Genomic DNA, 3,403 nt, shown 5'->3' with positions numbered 1-3,403 from the left:
GCATGGAAGCATTTACGAAACGCTCGCAAAACCTTGTTCAAAACAATCTTTGGGCAGAACAACGAGGCAGCATGAACTATAAACCATGCGATCAGCTTTCAGACTCATTTACGGATTGGAAAATACTCTCACAAAAAGCTGTTGTCGGCACAGGGCTGGCCGTTATGACATTGCACAACAACAAGGCAACCGTGACCGTCCCATCTTAGGTGATAAAACACAAATTATGTTGAAGCCATTTGATTATATTGAGCTTAGTCATAAGGTTAAGTCTCTTCTAAATTGAGTTTTGAAATACACTGGGTACGTCAAAGTAAGTCGAGGCTTAAAGATAGCTACTGGCAACTAGGACCATCAATAGAAGAATCTTGGTAGCCTGTAATAAACATAAATGGCACTTTCGGCTTAATACTCCTGATTTTCGCCATCACCTCATGCCCGTTTAATTTTGGCATAGCCACATCACTTATGACAAGCTCAATCTTATCTTGCTCCTGCTTAAATAGCTCAACCTCGTAAGTTGGCACGTGTAATGCTTACATACTTCATCTGTTATTTAAGGTTCAACGATAAAAGTTAATTATGATGTGCGGGGTAAATAGAGATGGTAGACTTAACTGGTCCAGCTAACAATTTAAGTGAAATAATAAAAGCTGCAATTAATGATGAAAAGATCACCCCACAAGAGCGTGAGCAAATTATGATGCTTGCTGATGAGGATGGGATTGTAGATGCTCAAGAAGCAGCACTTCTAAGGCAGCTCCAAGAAATGATCAATAATGGAACGGTCAAGCTAGTGGCTGAATCCTAATTTTACTATTACTAACGACCAATTTGGGACATTTGATATAAATCTTATCAATGTCTACTTTCCCGATGGTAACCAATGATTAGGAGACTTATGAAATATAATTCTTTTACCGATTGATACTATGATGGTTTCTACAAAGATTAGCTATGCTCGTTGCTTAGCACGATTAGCCGTGATTGTCCTTATTTCTGAGGTCATCGTGATGCTTTTGTTTTCTTACTTTGATTTGGAAGATAAGGTGTCAAATATTAGCAGCGCCCTATTAGATGGGATGCTTATTCTATTGCTCTCAGCCTTTCCTGTGTACCGCTGGGTATACTCGCCAATTGTTCAATTCTTCAAATCTAAACAGCGCGAAACCGACATGCTTGCTGAAGCATTACAAGATGCTGGAGACAGCGTTGTTATTACTAATCCAGATGGAGACATTATCTATGTGAATGATTCATTCACTGTGGTTACTGGCTATGCACGTGAAGAGATTATGGGCAAAAACCCTAATATATTGTCTTCTGGAAAGCATGATAAAGCATTTTACAAACGTATGTGGAGAAGCATCGTTAATGACGGATTCTGGAAAGGGGAACTATGGAATAAGCGCAAGAATGGTGAATTGTATCCAGAGGCATTAGATATCAGGGCAGTCAGAAATGACGATGGCCTAGTCAAATTCTATGTTGGTGTGTTTTCTGACCTGACAGAAAAGAAAGAGATTGAATCGGCCTTATTGCAGTCCCAAAAGCTAGAGGCAGTCGGGACACTCGTAGGAGGAGTGGCCCATAACTTCAATAACCTCCTCGCTGCAATATCCGGAAAAGCTTATCTGGCCGAACGCAGCAAGAGTGTAGAAAAAACAAAGGCGAATTTGCGAGATATACAAACATTAGCATTTGATTCAGCCGAACTAGTGAGACAGTTACTTACCTTTGCACGAGAGACCGAGCATGATGAACAACACATTCCAATCGCGACTATGCTTAAGGAGGCAGTTAAAACAGCACAAATAGGTATCCCTGAGAATGTAACTGTTAAACTGACTATCCCTGAAAATAACGGGGTTGTGTTTGGTGACCCTGTTCATCTTAAACAGGCAATTATTAATATCATCAACAACGCAAGGGATGCAGTAGCCTTGTCAGACACTAAAGAGATTAAAATCAAGCTGCAGCAACTCAATCGTTCAAACTGTGAATATTCTCATAAGTGCGAAAACTGTTTGGAAGAAGTATTCCAGATTATCATTGCAGACACTGGCATTGGAATTAGTTCAGGTGAGATAGCGCGGATATACGAACCATTCTTCACCACTAAAGAACCCGGTAAAGGAACTGGACTAGGACTATCGACAGCACTTGGAACAATTCAAGATCACGGTGGAAAAATATCGGTAGATAGTCAATTCTCAAAGGGAACAACTTTCATGATTTGTCTTCCCATTGATACTTCAGAACAGGTTGATGAAGTAGAGACCAGGGAAGTGATTCAGGCTGTAACAAATAGCTCAGTATTGGTTGTTGATGATGAAGAGCACGTTCGCAAAGTAACAGCAGAGCTACTTCAGGAGCTTGGCTATCAGGTAACAGAAGCAATCGATGGTCAGGATGCTTTGGAAAAATATTTTGAAGCGAATGGCGAGTTTGATCTGATTGTTAGCGACATTGTGATGCCAAAAATGGACGGCGCTGATTTGGCACTCAAAGTTCGCGAACATAATACACTGATGCCTATGCTGTTTATCACAGGTTATGACTCATCAAGCGGCTCAGCAGATAACATTTTAGAGAATCAAAATACTATCGTTTTGAGCAAACCATGCTCTCCGGTTGAACTCAGTCAAAATGTTGCGCTATTACTTGAGCTGCCTGATATTCAAAGTCCAGATATTATACAGCCGCTCATATAATCGGTCTGTGTAAAGTTATTTATCTGATGCATTCCAATTTTGGACATGGGCATAGCCCCACTCTAAAAAAATCTCTGTCCCCAAATTCTGCGCATCCAATCTCTACCGAAGCTCCTTCATTCTTACATCGGGAGAACTTCTCAATCATCAGTTTGATTTGCTGAGGCTCATACGGTTTTACTAAATACATACATGCAAGTTCTTTATACTTACTTTCGATATTTGCTTCACCACTGATAACAGCGAAATTTATATCAGGATAAATATCCAAAACCATTTTCATCATCTTATAGCCAGACATTTCTGGCATATGCACATCAGTAATCACGGCTGTTGGCTTTTCAAACTCTGGTGACTCAACAAATGCCAAATATTTTGTCGGTGAAGAGAACCATTGAGCGGAGTTGCCAAAAAGTTCGATTATTTCGGTTAATAGTTGCCCAACAACTTCTGTATCATCTACTATATGGAACATAGCAGCACCAATAAGCGTTTCTCCAGAGAATTAAACGCTGGCAGACTGATTATAATGCAAACACCTTATATTACACAACTACTATTTAACCCATAAGGATCACTTTTTCATAAGTAGCCTACATATATCCTAAATAGCCCCATATTTGTTATGGGAGTAGATGTTTTCAGAGAACAAAACAATAATAGCCGCACAATAAGTATGCACTTGGCAT

The 3,403-nt window shown here is 39.9% G+C and carries 5 protein-coding genes; 3 read left to right on the top strand and 2 right to left on the bottom strand.

From position 1 onward, the window contains the following. The coding region (locus MMIC_RS12765; RefSeq protein WP_072660762.1) for a hypothetical protein at positions 1-209 on the top strand (209 nt) is incomplete at its 5' end. A 126-nt stretch (positions 210-335) separates the two neighbouring features. On the opposite strand, the gene MMIC_RS12995 is transcribed toward MMIC_RS12765, so the two are convergent. After that, positions 336-527, bottom strand: a complete 192-nt coding sequence (locus tag MMIC_RS12995) for a response regulator transcription factor (RefSeq protein WP_072660761.1) — start codon at positions 525-527, stop codon at positions 336-338. 77 nt (positions 528-604) lie between these two features. On the opposite strand from MMIC_RS12995, the gene MMIC_RS12265 reads away from it, so the two are divergent. After that, entirely contained in the window at positions 605-811 is a 207-nt protein-coding gene (locus tag MMIC_RS12265) for a hypothetical protein (RefSeq protein ID WP_072660760.1), read from the top strand. Positions 812-932: 121 nt separating this feature from the next. Beyond that, a complete protein-coding gene (locus MMIC_RS12260) occupies positions 933-2,714 on the top strand; it encodes a hybrid sensor histidine kinase/response regulator (RefSeq protein ID WP_072660759.1) in 1,782 nt (593 codons plus the stop codon). A 19-nt stretch (positions 2,715-2,733) separates the two neighbouring features. On the opposite strand, the gene MMIC_RS12255 is transcribed toward MMIC_RS12260, so the two are convergent. Continuing rightward, positions 2,734-3,189 carry a response regulator gene (locus tag MMIC_RS12255; RefSeq protein WP_072660758.1) on the bottom strand — a complete coding sequence of 152 codons (456 nt, stop codon included), beginning with the start codon at positions 3,187-3,189 and terminating at the stop codon, positions 2,734-2,736. Positions 3,190-3,403: the final 214 nt, after the last annotated feature.

It is taken from the genome of Mariprofundus micogutta (assembly GCF_001895085.1).
GTDB classification, from domain to species: domain Bacteria; phylum Pseudomonadota; class Zetaproteobacteria; order Mariprofundales; family Mariprofundaceae; genus Mariprofundus; species Mariprofundus micogutta.
The sequence above is the reverse complement of the archived record's forward strand: the minus strand, read 5'-3'. Positions and strand labels throughout refer to the sequence as shown.